We start from the raw sequence: 16,413 nt of genomic DNA, 5'->3' as shown, positions 1-16,413 counted from the left end.
TTAATTTATAATTGCTTCGTAAATAAGTTCTTGAATATCTGTTCTAATATTTTCACGTAATAACATGTTAATTTCTGCAGATGGATATGTTCTGTTTGCCATAAATACATAAACTAATTCTTCATCTGGATCTGCCCAAGTGTAGGTTCCTGTAAAGCCAGAATGACCAAAACTTTTCATAGAGACACAGCCACAAGTTGGTCCGCTTGTCCCTAACTGGGGTTTGTCGAAGCCTAAACCACGTCTGTTTCCTTTATTAGAATAGTAAGTTGTATTAAACATATCTATAGTTTCGGGCTTAAGATAGCGTTTATCTCCGTAAAAACCTTTTTGTAAATACATTTGCATGATTTTAGCAATATCATTTACGTTACTAAATACTCCGGCATGACCACCTACACCGTTTTGCATGGCTGCTCCCATATCGTGTACATAGCCTTGTACGACATCATGACGATAATAATTGTCATTTTCTGTAGGTACTATATCTTTCATCGGAAATTTTAAATAGGGATTATAAGTTGTTAAATTCATACCTAAAGATTCATAAAAGTGCTTTTGTACTAAATGGTCTAATGTTCTGTCGTAATAAGTTTCAATAAATTTCTTTAAAATGTAATAAGGTAAGTCACTATACCTGTATTTTAACGTTGGCAGTAGGTCTGTATCCTTAATTATTTGTTGCATAGTCTCAGGATAATCTCTTTTTAGGTATAAATTATTAAAGACTTTAATGTTGAATAATTCACTTGGTGCATTGCTATAAAAGGCATGACTAGGCATTTTAGTAGAATCTAACGTAGCAACGTAAAAAGGAATCCAAGGTTTTAAGCGTGCGTAATGGGAAAGCATTTGTTTTAAAGTTATATTCGCTTTATTTGAGCCTATATAGTCTGGAATTAATTCGGAAAGTTTAGTATCAATAGAAATTTCATTATCCTGTTCTACAATTTCCATAACTAAAGGTAATGTTGCTACAATTTTTGTAATGGAAGCTATATCAAAAATATCGTTGTCTTTAACAGGTTCAGAATCTTTATCATAAGTATGAGATCCAAAATTCTTAGAATATACAACTTTTCCTTTTCTGGCTACAAGGAGTTGTACTCCAGGTGTCATATGTTCATCTACGGCACGTTGTGCAAGTGCATCAATTTTATTGAGTTTTTTAGAGTCTATCCCTACACGTTCAGGAATTGTATACCCCAGTCTAGATATGGCTGTAGTAGCAATACCATCGCCAGCATGTAAACCGTTACCAACAGAAACAGGAAGTTGACCTTTAGCTTCTAATGCTCCAAATATAATTTGAGCTGACTTTTCTTGAGCCACTTCACTATTTTGATAGCTTACTACTACACTCTCAATATTATTTAATGTAGGTAAATCTAATACTGCATAAGGTTTAACAAAAACATCTAAAATTACAGTATGTGTTTCTGCTATACTTTCAATTAATCTAATTTCATCAGGTGTAAATTCGTAACTTTTCCAAGGGTTTGCATTAGATCGGTGCAACCCAATAATTACTGTGTTATAATTATCTAATTTCGTTTTTATAAATCCGTAACTATCAGATTGTACTTCATGTACTTTAGTGTATTTTTTTAGTTCGTTTAAAAAAGCACTACCACTATCGTCTCCTAATTTTATGTAAGCAATTGTTTTTTGGTTTAAGTCTCGAATAGGTAAGACATTATTTTCGTTTTTAACAACTGTTATTGCATTTTCAAATAGTTCTTCATTTAAAATATCATCTTTTAACCTATTTAAATCTTCAATTACATGAGTAGTGTTTACAGGTTTATAGTGGTTTAAGCCTACTTTGTATTTAGACATTAAGATTTTCTTTACAGAATATGCTAAACGTGATTCTGTAATGATTTCAGACTGGTAAGCTTCAGTAATTTTTTCGATAGCTTTTGGTACATCTTCAGAAATCAACAAGATATCATTACCTGCTAAAAAAGCAGCTAAATCAATATCACCAGGATTACTAAAATTTGCAACACCTTTCATTTCTAAAGCATCAGTAAAAATTAGGCCTTCAAAACCCATTTTTTCTTTTAATAAATTGGTAATAATCGCTTCAGATAATGACGAAGGAAAATCTGGTTTAGATTCTAGAGCGGGTACATTTAAGTGCGCCACCATTACACTTTCTAATCCATTTTTAATTAGTTGTTTGTAGGGATAAAGTTCTATTGAATCTATTCTTTTTTCTGAAAAATTTATTGTAGGTAATGCATGATGAGAATCGGTTTCTGTATCGCCATGTCCAGGAAAATGTTTTCCTGTAGCCATAACACCTGCACTTTGTAATCCTTTCATAAACGCTATGGCATGTGCGGTAACATCTTCTCGATTTTCTCCAAACGATCTATTACCTATAATAGGATTTTTAGGGTTAGTGTTAATGTCTACATCCGGACCAAAATTAAAATGAATACCTAAACGTTTACAATGTTCGCCAATATGTTTTCCTGTTTGTTCTATTAACTGTTTATTTTTTATAGCACCAAGCGTCATATTCCACGGAAATGCATATGTAGAATCTAATCGCATACCTAATCCCCACTCGGCATCCATACCTATAAGCATAGGTACTTTAGACATGCCTTGATACATGTTGTTTAACTTAGCTAATTTCACTGGACCACCTTTTGAATAGATGATACCTCCAATATGATTATCTTGTATAAGTGTTTTAATATTATTTACATCTCTGGTATTTGCAGTTGTCATGGCACGAACCATGAATAGCTGACCAATTTTTTCTGAAAGTGATAGATTATTATATACACTATCTACCCATTTTTTTTGTGCTAAAGCATCTTTAGTAAGTAATGGGTTTGTAGTATTTTGACAGAAAGAAAATTGATATGTAAATAATATAAGAGTGAGATATACAATTTTGTGCATAAAATTTTAATTTTTATAAATTATATTTTAACAGCAAATAATAAGCCAAATTAGCATAATTACTATGAAGTTTAAAAGAGTTTAAGATAGAATTATTAAGTTTAGTTAACAACAAAAAAACTTCACCCCATACATATGGAGTGAAGTTTTTAAGTAAATATATGGGTTTAAACTAGTCTACCAAATCAATATATCTGTCGTGGTAGCCTAGTAAATATAATACTCCATCTAGGCCAATACTAGAAATAGAGCTTTGTGCGCTGTCTTTTACTTTTGGTTTGGCATGAAACGCGATTCCTAATCCAGCCAGATTAAGCATAGGTAAATCGTTAGCGCCATCGCCAACTGCAATAGTCTGGCTAATATTAATGCCTTCACGTTTTGCTATATCTTTTAGGTACTCGGCTTTTTTATTACCGTCTACAATTTCACCAAGATAACCTCCAGTTAATACACCATCTTTAATTTCTAATTGGTTAGCGTATACATAATCTATACCTAATTCTTTTTGTAAATAGTGTCCGAAATAAGTGAACCCTCCAGATAAAATTGCAGTTTTAAAACCATAACTTTTTAAGGTATCTATTAATCTTCTGGCACCTTTTGTGATAGGTAAATTAACAGCAACTTCTTGAAGCACTTCTTCGCTAAGCCCTTTTAAAAGTTTCATGCGTCTTTCAAAACTCTCATTAAAATCTATTTCACCTTGCATTGCAGACTCTGTAATGGCTTTAACCTCATTACCAACACCGGCCAATTCTGCTAATTCATCAATTACTTCTGTTTGAATTAATGTTGAATCCATATCAAAACACACTAAACGTCTGTTTCGTCTGTAAATATTATCTTCCTGAAAAGCGATATCTACATTTAATTTTCGAGAAATAGCCATGAATTTTTCTGTAAATTCTGCTTTGTTTTCAATATGTCCTCTAATAGATAATTGAATTGAAGCTCTAGGATATTCTTCGTCTTTAACTAAAGATAAACGTCCTGTAAGACGTGTAATGGCATCTATATTTAAGTTTTTTTCTGAGATCACTTTAGTAACTTCAGAAATTTGTTTAGCAGATAAACGTTCTCCTAAAAGTGTGACTATATATCTGTCTTTTCCTTGAAGTGTTACCCATTTTTCATATTCGTTTAAAGTAATGGGTGTGAATTTTGCTGTAATACCAAGTTCGTAAGCTTTAAATAACAAGTCTTTTAAAACCGCGGCAGATTTTTTTTTAGACTTGATTTTAAATAAAATACCCAAAGATAAGGTGTCGTGAATATTTGCTTGTCCAATATCCAAAACTTTTGCACCATATTGGGCTAAAACATCGGTTAATGAAGAGGTTAATCCTGGCCTATCTTGTCCTGAAATGTTTAATAAGATAATCTCATTACTCATAATTAGTATTAGGTTTTTTTAAGTTGAAAAATAAGTGTGTTAATGGTTTATCACACATTTATAAAGATTAATAGCTTAACTATTTTGAAATAAGATTATTTTAGAAATCTGTTGTGCCAACTATCGCTTGCAGGTACTTCCCAATTTTCTTTGTATTCTGCAATATTGGTCACTAAGTTATTAAACACTATAGTATTTTTAGAAACGGCTTTATCTTTAGCCATTTTTCTAAATTCTGTTAACGTTTTATAGGCCACAAACTCCCCTTGTTTATAAGACACATTCATTTTGTCTAACAAATCTACATTGTACTCTTTTTCTAATTGCTGAATAAAATGTACAGAAGCATCTACAGAACACCCTGTTGCTTGATTTACTTCTTGATTTAAACCAATTATAATAAAGCGTTTATATTTTAAGTCGTAACCTGCATTTAAATCGGCTCCGTGAGCTGTCCAGTTTTCTATAAAAACGTCTAATTTAGACTTAATTTCTTCAAGCTCTTGATCTGTAAACGAACGATTAGCTTGATAAATCCAAACCTTAGATGTATCTGGTAATGTATTAAAATCTACTAACATTTATTGTGCTGTTAACTTTGTTATTATTTTAAAATTTCTATAATCATTAATTTTTGGATCGTAGAAGTCTTGTTCTTTAAATTGAATATTTAATACTTGCTTTTTAAGTTTTTTTTCGTTTTCAAGTAATTGAGAACCATCATAATACTCTAACCATAAAAATTGTACGTTCTGCCATTAGACGAATCTTTAAAGGATAATGTATTAAATTGCTGATTTGATTTTAGACTTAAAAAGGTAAGTCCTTCTAGGGTGTTATCCTGAGGTGCTTCAGCTACAACGGAATCGTCTTCTAAATAATTTCCCACCATTAAAGTCATAATATCTGGACAGCTAGTCATCATTTTTAAAGCTACCAATTCTCCTAAACCTTCTAAAGATTTATTATCATTAAACGATATATTAAGCAGTTCACTGCCTTCAGGATGTTTTGTATAACTTTCAATAATACATAAACCAAAATTTAATTCTAGTTTCTGTTTATCTATATTATTAAAATCCAATCCTTTTCCATTAATACACTCGCAAGATTCATTAGAAATGATTTCAACTAATTCGTCCTTAGTCAGTTCTTGTGCAAAAAGAAAACCGGAAACTAAACATAAAAATGCTGTTGCAATAATCTTTTTCATCTATAAATCTTGTGCATTTGCAATAAGTTCAGCAATATCCATAACGTCTACTTCTGCCTCTTTATCTTTTGCTTTTACACCATCTGTCATCATGGTATTACAAAACGGACAACCAGCAGCAATAATGTCTGGTTTTACCTCTATGGCTTGTTCAGTACGCTCTACATTAACTTCTTTATCGCCTTTTTCGGCATCTTTAAACATTTGTGCACCACCTGCTCCACAACATAAGCCTTTACTTTTGCAGTTTTTCATTTCAACTAATTCGGCTTCTAACTTCCGAATTAAATCACGAGGGGCCTCGTAAACATTATTGGCACGTCCTAAATAACACGGATCATGAAATGTAATACGCTTACCTTTATATTGGCCACCAGCTATGGTTAATTTTCCTTCTTCTAATAACGATTTTAAGAATTGCGTGTGGTGCATTACTTCATACTGACCACCTAATTGCGGATATTCATTCTTTATTGTATTGAAACAATGCGGACAAGCAGTAACTATTTTTTTTACCTCGTAAGCATTTAATACTTCAATATTAGTAACGGCTTGCATTTGGAATAAAAATTCATTTCCAGCACGTTTTGCAGGATCTCCAGTACAACTTTCTTCTGTACCTAAAACAGCAAAATCTACCTTAGCTTGATTAAGTATTTTAACAAATGCTTTGGTGATTTTTTTTGCTCTATCATCAAAACTTCCCGAACATCCAACCCAAAATAAAACTTCAGGTTGTTTACCTTGAGCCATGTATTCTGCCATTGTAGGCACTTTTAATAATTCGTTCATGTCTCTTTATTTTGATATTTTGTATCTATAATCTTTAAGCATATTTAAACCTATTCGTCTTTCCAATTTAAACGATCCATTTGGTTGTAAGGCCACGGTGCACCGTTATTTTCTATATTGGTCATCATGTTATTTAACTCTGCTGGAGCAGCAGATTGTTCCATTACCAAATAACGTCTCATATCTATTATGATAGATAAAGGATCTATACTAACAGGACAAGCTTCTACACATGCATTGCAAGACGTACACGCCCAAAGTTCTTCGGTGGTGATATAATCGCCTAATAACTGTTTACCATCATCATTTAATACGCCTTTATTAGCATCTATATTTTTTCCGACTTCTTCTAGACGATCTCTAGTGTCCATCATAATTTTTCTAGGCGATAATTTTTTACCAGTTTGATTTGCAGGACATTCACTAGTACAACGTCCACATTCTGTACACGTATACGCATTTAATAATTGTACCCAATTTAAATCTTGAACATCACTTGCTCCAAATTTTACAATCTCTTCTTCAGCGGATTCATTTTCTGGAGGTGTGGCAAATGGATCTGCGTTAGGATCCATCATCATCATCACTTCTTTAGTTACAGATTCTAAATTATCTAATTCGCCCTTGGGTTTAACTTTTCCATAATACGTATTTGGAAAGGCTAATAAGATGTGTAAATGTTTAGAAAAGTATAAATAGTTAAGAAAAACTAAAATACCAATAATATGTAACCACCATGCAGAACGTTCAATAATATGTAAAGTTGCTTGAGAAAAATTGTTAAATAAAGGCGCAATAAATTGACTAATTACATTACCGTTTTGCATATCTTGAAAATGTACATCGGTTGCATTCATAACTAAAAATAAAGCCATAAGTACCATTTCAAAATACAAAATAATATTTCCGTCGGCTTTAGGCCAGCCTTTCATTTCTGATTTCCAAAACCGTTGTAATTTAATAATGTTTCTTCTAATCCAAAATAGAGTTACCGATACAAAGACCAATAAGGCTAAAACCTCGAAAGTACCAATTAATACACCATATAAAGTACCTAGTCCTGAAAATATACGATGTGTTCCAAAAAGCCCATCTATAATAATTTCTAAAACTTCAATATTTATAATTACAAAACCTACATATACTATAATATGAAGAAAACCAGCAATTGGACGTTTTACCATTTTGCTTTGCCCTAGAGCAATTCTGGTCATGTTTTTCCAACGTATTGGTGTATTATCACTAACATCTACATCTCGTCCTAATTTAATGTTTCGGACTAATTTCTTTACGTTTAATGTAAAATAACCGATTCCAGCAATTAAAATAATTGCAAATAGTATGTTAGGAATTATACTCATGTGTTAGTTAGTTGTTTGTTGTCTCGACATCTACGGATACACCGTTATCATCTATCTGATTTTCTTCTGCATCGAAATCTTTTGGTTTTTTACCGAATACAGAGAAATGTACATAACGTTTTGGATTTAATTTCATGTCTTGAAGCAATTGCTCTAATTGAAGCGTTGCTCCTTCAATATTGTTATATAATTTATCGTCTGTTAATAATTTACCCAATGAGCCTTCACCATTATTAACATTATCTAGTACACTATTAAAAGATGCTAATGATTGTTCAAGGCTGTTTACAATACCAGATATATTTGTAGTGGCTAAAGAATCTGATAATTTTGAGAAATTGTCTGATGTATGGCTTAGGTTCGCCAAGGTATTATTAATATTACCTTCATTGGTTTTTAAAATGCCGTTTAAAGACTGTGAGGTCGATTTAAATGAAGAGATGGTTTCTTCTAAAGCAGCAATAGAACCTTTAAGATTTGCTGTTGTACTCTCATCAAAAATATCATTAAAACTTAATAATAATGAATCGGCATTTTGTGTTAGCGATTCAATTTTTTCTTGTAAAGGCGCCAATTTCTCGCCTACTATATCTGTTAAGCCCGATTTTCTTGAAGCTACTAAATAGTCTCCATCTTTAGCTAATTCTGCATTGTCTAAGGCAGGAATAATTGCTATAGATTTACCTCCTATTAAACTAGTATCGTACAATTCTGCTGTACTGTTTTTAGAAAAAGAATAGTCATTATCAATAATAATTGTAACAACTAACGACGCATCATCCTTTAATGTAATGTCTTTTACTGTACCTACTTGAAGCCCGCTTATTGTTACAGGTGTAGATAATGTTAAACCTTCAACATTGTTGTAGTTTATATAGAATGTCCTTGATGAAGAGAATAAATTTTCTCCTTTTAAAAAATTTATCCCAAATATTAAAAATATAACACCTGCTATAACTAGGACGGCGATTTTGATTTCTTTTGTTATCTTCAAAGCAATGTTTTTAGTTTATAAACAAAATTAGAAATAATTAAATTAGAATTACCTAATTTGAAGTTGTTTTTAGTACTTCATCTAAAAGTACTTGTTCTCCATTTTTAAAAGCTACTATAAAACTTGTATTAAAACCTTTGGCTTTTGCTTTTGCTAATAAGGATTTACTATCTGCATAGTTAGACGTGTTTCCATAGTAATATTTATACAAATTGCCTGCTTGTATTCTTGATATAGGACTTAATCCGCTAAAATTATAGGCTTTGGTTTCTAATTTTTTAGAACTCGCTGCAATTTGAATTTTAAATTCTATTACATCATTTTCATTAGTGTCTTCAGCTTCTAATACAATATCGTCGTTAACCACAGGAAGCTTTTTTTGTGTGCCTAAATACTCTCCAACATTTAAATCTAACGATTTTTTATATTCAAGTATAGCATCTTTAATAGCTTTAGAAATTTCTGTTTGTCCTTTATTAGAGTTTAAGTAATGTCCTTCTTCGTTATTGGTAATAAATCCTGTCTCAATAAGTACACTTGGCATATAAGTATTGTGCATTACCCATAAACTAGCTTGTTTAACACCTCTACTTTTTCGTTTTAATTTTTTTGAAAAATTATCCTCAATCATACCTGCTAAAAGAATACTGTGATCTATATAGTCTTCTTGCATTAAAGTTAAGCCTATTAATGATTCTGGGGCATTGGGATTAAATCCATCATAATGTGTCTCATAATCATCTTCTAAAAGAATTACTTCATTTTCTAATTTGGCAACATCAAAATTACGTTTTGTATTAGCAACCCCAACAACATAGGTTTCAGTACCGTATGCCTGCGAGTGATGTGCGTTACAATGTACAGAAACAAATAAATCTGCATCGGCTTCGTTAGCTATTTTTGCACGTCCTCTTAAAGTTACAAAAACATCGGTTTTACGAGTATATATTACTTTTATATCCGGATTTTTTTCTAATTCGGCTCCTATTTTTAAAACAATTTTAAGCGCGACATCTTTTTCAGTAAAGCCAAATTTTGTAGGTTTTCCAGGATCCTCACCTCCGTGACCTGCATCTAACACCACAACGAATTTGTTGGTATTAAGGGTTTTATCACTTTTAAATGATGTTAATAGAAATACACACAATAATGGGACTATAAAAAATATAGGTTTTGTTTTCATAAAGACTATAACTCTGATCACTTTTGATTATTATTAAAATTTAGTAAATATTAATAGTTCTCAAAAAATATATATGTAATTTTGGCTTTTTTAAAATACTAAATTAAACTTTACAAAAATACATTTAAAAGCATTGCGTTCAAACTACTTTCAAATACTTTTAGCTTTAAGTTTTACAGTGCTTATAAACACTTTTGGCTATTCTCAAGACTTGCCTAAACCTGTAAAAGTAGTTAAAGCAACCCCAGAAGAAGACCCCATTTTCACACCCATTATTAGCGTAGATAGTCTGGCTGTGAGCCAAATAAATGAACGCGCGCAGGATAGTGTAAAACATGATAGTGTGAAGCAAAAAAAGGAATTTTTAACAGATATTGTGACCTATACTGCTAAAGATTTTACCTCATTTAATAAATTAGAACAAAAACTATATCTCTATAATGAAGCTGAAGTAGATTATCAGGATATGAATATTAAAGCAGGGATTATTGTTATAGATTATAGCAAAAATGAAGTCTATGCTGGGCGTTTAAAAGATTCCTTGGGAGAATATTCTCAAAAACCTGTTTTTACCCAAGGACAAAGTGTGGTGGAACCAGATTCTATTAGATTTAATTTTGATACTCAGAAGGCTTTAATATTTAATTCTAAAACAGAACAAAGCGGATTTAATATTATTGCTCCTATAGTTAAAAAAGAAAACGATTCTGTGATTTATATGGCTAAAGCAAAATTTACAACTGCAGAAGACATAGAGAATCCTGAATATTATTTTAAAGCAAGTAAAATTAAATACGTGCCAGACAAAAAGGTTGTTGTTGGGCCTACAAATATGGTTATTGCCGATGTACCAACACCTATTGCTGTACCTTTTGGTTTTTTTCCATTAACAGATAAACAAACCTCGGGTATAATCATTCCTAGTTTTGGTGAAGATAGTGACCGTGGTTATTTTCTTCAAAATGGTGGATATTATTTTGCTATGAGTGATTATGCAGATTTAACCATCTTAGGAGATTATTATACTAACGGGAGTTATGGTTTAAATATTGAGAGTAACTACGCCGTAAAATATAAGTTTAGTGGGAGTATGTCTTTTAGATATGAGAGTTTAATTGAAAGTGAAAAAGGCTTCCCGGATTATTCTAAATCTACTATTTACAACATACGTTGGTCTCATAGTCAAGATTCAAAATCCAGTCCTAATTCTAGTTTTTCAGCCTCTGTTAACTTAGGTAGTAGTAAGTATTATCAAACCTCTATAAATCAACTAAATACAGGTAATTATTTAAACAATACATTATCATCTTCGGTTTCGTATTCTAAATCTTTTACAGGAGATCCTCAAGTAAACTTTAGTGTCGCAGCAACCCATTCCCAAAACACTCAAACCGAAGTCATAAATATGTCGCTTCCTAGTATGTCTGGTAGCGTGGGAAGAGTCTATCCGTTCGAACCTAAAACAGGCTCCAAAAAAGGGATAATAGAAAATATTAATTTTCAATATTCTGTGAATGCAGAAAACCAAATCGAAACTACAGATTCTTTGTTTTTTAAACCCCAAATGTTTAAAGATGCTGAAGCTGGTGTGCGTCATAGTATTCCATTAAGTACAAACTTTAAGTTATTTGATTATTTAAGTTTAAGTATGGGAACTTCTTTTGAGGAAAATTGGACATTTAAAACCATTAATAGATATTATGATCAAGATTTAGAAGAAGAAGTCACAGAAACAATTAATGGTTTTGATGCTTATAGAACTTATAACTTTAGTACAAGTTTAGGTACTACTATTTACGGAATGTTTGATTTTAAAAAGGAAGGAAAAGATCCTAAAATTCAAGCAATAAGACACGTCATGACGCCTTCTATTAGCTATAGTTTAACGCCTTCATTTGATCAATATTATGATACTTATGAAGTAATTTCTACAGAAGGAACAGCTTTAGAAACCTATTCACGCTTTGAAGAATCTATATATGGTGCCCCAAACGAAAATTTTTCATCTTCATTAGGATTATCTATATCTAACAACTTAGAAGCAAAGGTAAAAGATAATGATAGTACAGCAACTGAAGCTAAAAAAGTAACGCTATTAAATAGTTTAACCTTTTCTACTTCCTACAATTTTGCTGGAGATTCATTACAATGGAGTCCGCTTAGAATAAGTGGTGGTACCTCTATTTTAGACAGTAAAATGAATATTAATTTTGGTGCAACTTTAGATCCTTATGCGTTAGATAATAACAACAGTAAAGTAGATGTTTATAATATAAATAACAATGGTAGTTTATTTAGATTAACTAGTGCTAACTTAACTTTAAGTTATTCGTTATCTAACGAATTATTTGGTGGAGAATCTAAAGAAAATGATAAAGGGATACAAGAAAACCTTCGTGGTGGTGGTCGTGACGATGACCTCTTTGGTATTTCTCAAGATTTTAGTAATAACAGTTTTTTTGATGATAAAGAAGACGAAGAAGATGAAGATGAAGAGGACAAGAATGAGTTTTATAGGTACAAAATACCGTGGACATTAAATTTAGCTTATGCTGTTAATTACTCTAATTCTACCCGTAATAACGAAATCTCTTCACATTCTTTAATGTTTTCTGGAGATGTATCACTGTCACCCCGTTGGAGTGTTGGAGTGTCTTCGGGTTACGATTTTAAAGATATGGGGTTCACATATACCCAATTACGTTTAGAACGTGATTTATTAAGTTGGCGAATGAATTTTAGTTGGGTGCCTTTTGGTACTAGTAAGTCGTGGTATTTCTTTATTGGAATAAAATCGAGTATATTGAGTGACCTAAAATACGACAAACGTTTACAATCAGATAAAAGTCTATAAAATTATAATTATGAAAACAATTATTACCACACCCGATGCTCCTGCTCCTATTGGCCCATATAACCAAGCTGTTTTAAAAAATGGTATGTTATATGCATCCGGTCAAATAGCAATTAATCCAGAAACTAGCGAATTGGTTTTAGATGATATTAAAACTGAAACCACTCAAGTTATGGAAAATATAAAAGCAATTTTAAAGGCTGTAGATATGACATTTGAAGACATTATAAAAACGTCAATATTTATTAGCAACATGAATAATTTTGCTCAAATAAATGAGGTTTACGGAAAGTATTTTGATGAAGCTACAGCTCCAGCAAGAGAAACTGTAGAAGTTGCTAATTTACCTAAATTTGTAAATGTGGAAATTAGCTTTTTAGCCTCTAAATAACCGTTTAAAAACTTATATTTAGCCCAAACATTTTTCTTAATAGAATGCTGTTTGGGCTATTTTTTGCCAATTTATATTCTTATTATAAATTAAGTTGTATACTTATAAATATTAAAATCACACTAACATGCGTATTGAAAACGACATAAAATTAGGTTTTAAAGATGTAATGTTTCGCCCTAAACGATCTACTTTAAAAAGCCGCTCTCAAGTAAATTTGAATCGCGAATTTACCTTTTTACACAGTCAAACAACTTGGACAGGTGTACCTATAATGGCTGCTAATATGGATACTGTAGGTACGTTTTCATTAGCATTGGCACTTGCAAAACAAAATTTATTTACAGCAGTTCAAAAACATTATAGTTTAGAAGATTGGGATGCCTTTTTAGCAGCTGCTCCAAGCGGTATTGAAAATTATATAGCCGTAAGTACGGGAACAAGTCAAGCAGATAGTGATAAGCTCAAGGCTATTTTTAGCGCACATACACAACTGCGATTTATATGTATTGATGTGGCAAATGGATATTCTGAACATTTTGTAAAATTTGTAGAACATACAAGAGCACAATTTCCAGATAAAGTAATTATTGCAGGTAATGTGGTTACAGGAGAAATGGTTGAAGAATTAATCCTTTCTGGGGCAGATATTGTAAAAGTAGGTATTGGTCCTGGATCTGTATGTACTACACGTGTTAAAACAGGTGTTGGATACCCTCAGTTATCAGCAATTATAGAGTGTGCAGATGCCGCACATGGTTTAGGCGGACAAATTATTAGTGATGGTGGATGTGCCGTTCCTGGAGATGTGTCTAAAGCGTTTGGTGCTGGAGCAGATTTTGTTATGCTTGGAGGTATGCTTGCAGGACATGAAGAAAGTGGTGGAGAGTTAATTGAACGTGATGGCAAACATTATAAACAATTTTACGGGATGAGTAGTGAAACAGCAATGGATAAATATGTAGGTGGTGTGGCAGAATATAGAGCTAGTGAAGGTAAAACTGTAGAAGTCCCTTTTAAAGGTCCTGTAGAGCACACTTTACAAGATATATTAGGCGGTATTAGAAGTACGTGTACTTATGTAGGAGCAGCCCGCCTAAAAGAACTTACTAAGCGCACAACATTTATTCGGGTTAATGAGCAAGAAAATCAAGTGTATACAAACTCTTAACTTAATACATTTTAGTAAATTACAATAAAAATTGAACGTCTCGAGTTTATAATTTGTGACGTTCAATTTTTAATATTCGATAACTTTATCGACCACCAAATATTTAGTAGCCTCATGTTTCCCTTCTAGAGTATACTGAATTTGTCTGGTTAACCCTGTAGCGACATTATTTTCATAAACAGGAAATCGCTGTATAAATGTACCTTCAACCATTGCAAATTCGTCGTAACCAAGGTATCCGGAATGGGCTTCAAGATATTCATCAGTCTTAGAAATATTGATTTTACTTATAGATTTTTCATCATGTATTGAAAATCCATAGACCTGCCCTATTTTATGCATTCCTGAAGCTGAATAAATTAATATTTCTGGAAATGTGTCATTATTTAAATCGTCTATTTCAGCATTAATAATTTCTCCAGGAATATTATAAATTACAGCATATTCTGAAGTTATACCATCAATCTGGAGTGTTAATACCTCTTGTTGTTTTTTAATTGTATAAATTACATTATTGTAAAATAAAGTCTTTAAATAGGCTGTATGGTCGATTTTATTGGTATCTAATTCACCATCGTATTTAGAGTAAGTTCCAATTACATTCAGATCACCATTACAAAAAGGGACTAAGGCTTCTAAATGGTCATCTTGTACAGCAACAATGTTAACAGTATTAGGACCAAACGTAAATTTCAATATTCTATGGTTTTCTGTTACTTTTAAGATATTGTTATCTACTACAGTACCAATGGCATCAAAATTACAAGTGTTATCATTTTTATTAGATTTAGAACGCACGGTGATTTTAGATTTAAATTGATTAATTGGTTTAATAGTAATAGCAATCCAATTTGAACTATTAGTATTAGTCGAAAAATCTGAACTCACATAATTGCCATAACTAGTTTTGTGAAATTTAGGACTAGAATTAATTTGCTCTAATTGTATTTGGGTAGTTTTTAAATGGCCCTTTGTTATTAGAGTTCCTGATTTACTCCATGTAAAGTCCCCTCCTTTAGTCCATAATATAAATTCTTCGTTACTCTTGTATGTAATACCATCTGGACTGTCTATACGTTTTAAGAGGTGAGCCTTATTGTCTTTAGAATCTATAACTGTTATATATCCATTTTTATTTTCTGGATTTACATATACAGCTAATTCTCGGTCTTTGTCGACGGATTGGTAGATGGTCGATACTTCAAGTGTATCAGGTGTATTATTATATAAATTAATACTTTGCTTGTCTTTACATGAAGACGCGTTAATCGTTATCAATACTGCAAAAGCAATGTTAATGATACGATTAATACAACTCATAATTTACTGTTTTATAGGTAGTTAATTATAAGTAAAATTAATTAAAATAACATTAACTATATGTCAATTCTTATAGTTTTGAATATAAAAAGATTAACTATAGTATAAAACACAGTATTTTGAATTTGTAAAATGAAATGTATTTTAAAGTTTAGATCATGGTGATAAACGCTCTTTTTTCCAATCGAAATTGTCCTCTAGCTTGTACCGAATACGATCATGTAATCTGTTTGGCCTGCCCTGCCAAAATTCTAATTCTACTGGCTTTACAATAAATCCGCCCCAATAATCTGGTCTTTCAATGTCTTTACCTTCATAGCTATGTTCTAAATCTTTTAATTTAGAATCTAAAACATCTCTACTTTCTATAACTTCGCTTTGGTGAGAAACTATAGCACCTAATTGGCTTCCTCTTGGGCGAGATTCAAAATAACCATCACTTAAATTTTCAGCAATTTTTTCTGTAACACCTTTAATAATAATTTGGCGTTCTGCTTTAGGCCAAAAAAAAGATAGACAAACATTAGGGTTTGCTAATATTGCTTTTCCTTTTTCACTTTGGTAATTGGTATAAAAGATAAATCCTTCGTAGGTATAGCGTTTTAATAATACTACTCTACTCTTAGGATATCCATCTAATCCAATAGTAGAAACAGTCATGGCATTTGTTTCGTCTTCTAAAAAATGCTGATCAACTTCTAAAAACCAAGTTCTAAAGAGTTCTAATGGATTCTCTGGAGTATCTTTAATTAACAGTTCTTTTTTATTGTAAACTTTTCTATAATTACTTAAATCTTGTTCTTCCATAGTTAAAAA

13 protein-coding genes are annotated in these 16,413 nt (G+C 31.6%); 3 read left to right on the top strand and 10 right to left on the bottom strand.

Features of this window, described 5'->3' with window-relative positions; all coding sequences use genetic code 11:
- From FNB79_RS12900 to FNB79_RS12865, 8 genes are all read right to left on the bottom strand, one after another.
- Nucleotides 1–2,922: a glycoside hydrolase family 3 N-terminal domain-containing protein gene (locus FNB79_RS12900; RefSeq protein WP_143381700.1), complete on the bottom strand. Its 2,922-nt coding sequence runs from the start codon at nucleotides 2,920–2,922 to the stop codon at nucleotides 1–3.
- A 172-nt stretch (nucleotides 2,923–3,094) separates the two neighbouring features.
- Nucleotides 3,095–4,318 carry a phosphoserine phosphatase SerB gene (serB, locus tag FNB79_RS12895; protein ID WP_143381699.1) on the bottom strand — a complete coding sequence of 408 codons (1,224 nt, stop codon included), beginning with the start codon at nucleotides 4,316–4,318 and terminating at the stop codon, nucleotides 3,095–3,097.
- A 95-nt stretch (nucleotides 4,319–4,413) separates the two neighbouring features.
- On the bottom strand, nucleotides 4,414–4,899 hold the full coding sequence (locus tag FNB79_RS12890; protein WP_143381698.1) for an ABC transporter ATPase: 486 nt from the start codon (nucleotides 4,897–4,899) through the stop codon (nucleotides 4,414–4,416).
- Between the two features lie 149 nt (nucleotides 4,900–5,048).
- On the bottom strand, nucleotides 5,049–5,531 hold the full coding sequence (locus FNB79_RS12885) for a hypothetical protein (RefSeq protein ID WP_143381697.1): 483 nt from the start codon (nucleotides 5,529–5,531) through the stop codon (nucleotides 5,049–5,051).
- Entirely contained in the window at nucleotides 5,532–6,323 is a 792-nt protein-coding gene (locus FNB79_RS12880) for a (Fe-S)-binding protein (protein WP_143381696.1), read from the bottom strand.
- A gap of 50 nt (nucleotides 6,324–6,373) precedes the next feature.
- Nucleotides 6,374–7,684, bottom strand: coding sequence for a (Fe-S)-binding protein (locus FNB79_RS12875; protein ID WP_143381695.1), 1,311 nt, complete (start codon nucleotides 7,682–7,684; stop codon nucleotides 6,374–6,376).
- A gap of 7 nt (nucleotides 7,685–7,691) precedes the next feature.
- Nucleotides 7,692–8,678: an MlaD family protein gene (locus FNB79_RS12870; RefSeq protein ID WP_143381694.1), complete on the bottom strand. Its 987-nt coding sequence runs from the start codon at nucleotides 8,676–8,678 to the stop codon at nucleotides 7,692–7,694.
- A 52-nt stretch (nucleotides 8,679–8,730) separates the two neighbouring features.
- On the bottom strand, nucleotides 8,731–9,861 hold the full coding sequence (locus FNB79_RS12865) for an N-acetylmuramoyl-L-alanine amidase family protein (protein WP_143381693.1): 1,131 nt from the start codon (nucleotides 9,859–9,861) through the stop codon (nucleotides 8,731–8,733).
- 133 nt (nucleotides 9,862–9,994) lie between these two features.
- On the opposite strand from FNB79_RS12865, the gene FNB79_RS12860 reads away from it, so the two are divergent.
- From FNB79_RS12860 to FNB79_RS12850, 3 genes are all read left to right on the top strand, one after another.
- Nucleotides 9,995–12,715, top strand: a complete 2,721-nt coding sequence (locus tag FNB79_RS12860; RefSeq protein ID WP_143381692.1) for a putative LPS assembly protein LptD — start codon at nucleotides 9,995–9,997, stop codon at nucleotides 12,713–12,715.
- Nucleotides 12,716–12,725: 10 nt separating this feature from the next.
- Nucleotides 12,726–13,106 (top strand): Rid family detoxifying hydrolase, encoded by a 381-nt coding sequence (locus FNB79_RS12855; RefSeq protein ID WP_143381691.1) that lies wholly within the window; start codon nucleotides 12,726–12,728, stop codon nucleotides 13,104–13,106.
- Between the two features lie 127 nt (nucleotides 13,107–13,233).
- Nucleotides 13,234–14,277 (top strand): GMP reductase, encoded by a 1,044-nt coding sequence (locus FNB79_RS12850; RefSeq protein WP_143381690.1) that lies wholly within the window; start codon nucleotides 13,234–13,236, stop codon nucleotides 14,275–14,277.
- A gap of 69 nt (nucleotides 14,278–14,346) precedes the next feature.
- On the opposite strand, the gene FNB79_RS12845 is transcribed toward FNB79_RS12850, so the two are convergent.
- Together FNB79_RS12845 and pdxH are read right to left on the bottom strand one after the other, a co-directional pair.
- Nucleotides 14,347–15,597, bottom strand: coding sequence for a hypothetical protein (locus tag FNB79_RS12845; protein ID WP_143381689.1), 1,251 nt, complete (start codon nucleotides 15,595–15,597; stop codon nucleotides 14,347–14,349).
- Nucleotides 15,598–15,753: 156 nt separating this feature from the next.
- Nucleotides 15,754–16,404, bottom strand: coding sequence for a pyridoxamine 5'-phosphate oxidase (gene pdxH, locus FNB79_RS12840; protein ID WP_143381688.1), 651 nt, complete (start codon nucleotides 16,402–16,404; stop codon nucleotides 15,754–15,756).
- Between the last annotated feature and the right edge of the window lie 9 nt (nucleotides 16,405–16,413).

It is taken from the genome of Formosa sediminum (genome assembly GCF_007197735.1).
Classification (GTDB): Bacteria; Bacteroidota; Bacteroidia; order Flavobacteriales; family Flavobacteriaceae; genus Formosa; species Formosa sediminum.
The sequence above is the reverse complement of the archived record's forward strand: the minus strand, read 5'-3'. Positions and strand labels throughout refer to the sequence as shown.